The 1,221-nt window shown below is 50.8% G+C and carries 1 protein-coding gene; it reads left to right on the forward strand.

What is annotated here, in order from left to right:
* On the forward strand, nucleotides 1-1,221 hold a 1,221-nt coding region (locus tag CVN76_RS04965), incomplete at both ends, for a leucyl aminopeptidase (protein ID WP_100530492.1).

Genomic DNA, 1,221 nt, shown 5'->3' on the forward strand with positions numbered 1-1,221 from the left:
TGGAGAAATCTCTTCCAAGAAAAAATCAGTGGTTAAAATACATACATTAGGCAAGTTAGGCGTGAAGCGGTTGGTGTTTGTGGGCCTGGGCAAGGAAAAAGAGCTTACTTTCGAAACGCTCCGCGAAGCGCTCGGTAAAGCGCGTAAAACGATTGCGGAATCCAAGCTGACGACTCTGTCGATCGCCTTGGATACATTCACGACTGAAAACCTGGATGCCCTGGACGCTGCGCATGCGTGCTCGGAGGCGTTCGAACTTGCTTCCTATAAGTTTGAAGGCTACAAGCAAAAATCGAACCAGGTCGAAAAAAGCATCGAAAGAATTACGGTTTATAGTGATGCCGATAGTGGCGAGGTAGGGGCGGCGCTTCATGTAGGCAGAATTTTCGGCAGGGCCACCAACTCGGCGAGGACATTGGTCAATACACCTGGGAATTTGCTGACTTCCACGGATTTGGCTGACTATTCAGCCGCTTTGGGTGAACGTTATGGTTTTGAAGTGGAGATACTTGAGAAGGAAGATATGCTCAAGTTGGGAATGGGAGCCCTCCTTGCCGTCAATCAGGGCTCGGTCGAACCACCGAAAATGATCGTGTTGAAGTATCAAGGAAAAGAGGAATGGAGGGATGTTATCGGTTTGGTAGGCAAAGGCATCACGTTCGATACTGGGGGATATTCCTTGAAAACGAAGGCCGGCATCGTCGGAATGAAAACGGATATGGGGGGTGCTGCAGCCGTATTGGGGGCAATGGAGATTATCGGCGAATTGGGGCCGGACCAAAATGTAGTTGCCGTCATTCCTTCCACTGATAATATGATCAGCGGCGAGGCCTTCAAGCCGGATGATGTGATCACTGCCATGAGCGGAAAAACGATCGAGGTATTGAATACCGATGCTGAAGGACGGCTCGTCTTGGCAGATGCCGTGACCTACGCTAAACATCATGGTGCAGAATACCTGATTGACGTAGCGACGTTAACGGGCGGTGTCATAACGGCGCTGGGCATGGATATGACTGGTGCAATGACCAATGACGTTGAATTCTACGAGCAAGTCCAAAAAGCTTCCGAGGAGGCCGGCGAGCCTATGTGGCGGCTGCCCATTACCGAAAAGGACAAGGAACGCGTACGCAATAGTAAGATAGCAGATTTGAACAATTCACCTGGCGGGGCCGGGCATGCCATCATGGGCGGGGCTTTCATCGGTGAATTTGCAGAAGC

The sequence above is a fragment of the Bacillus sp. mrc49 genome, assembly GCF_002803435.1.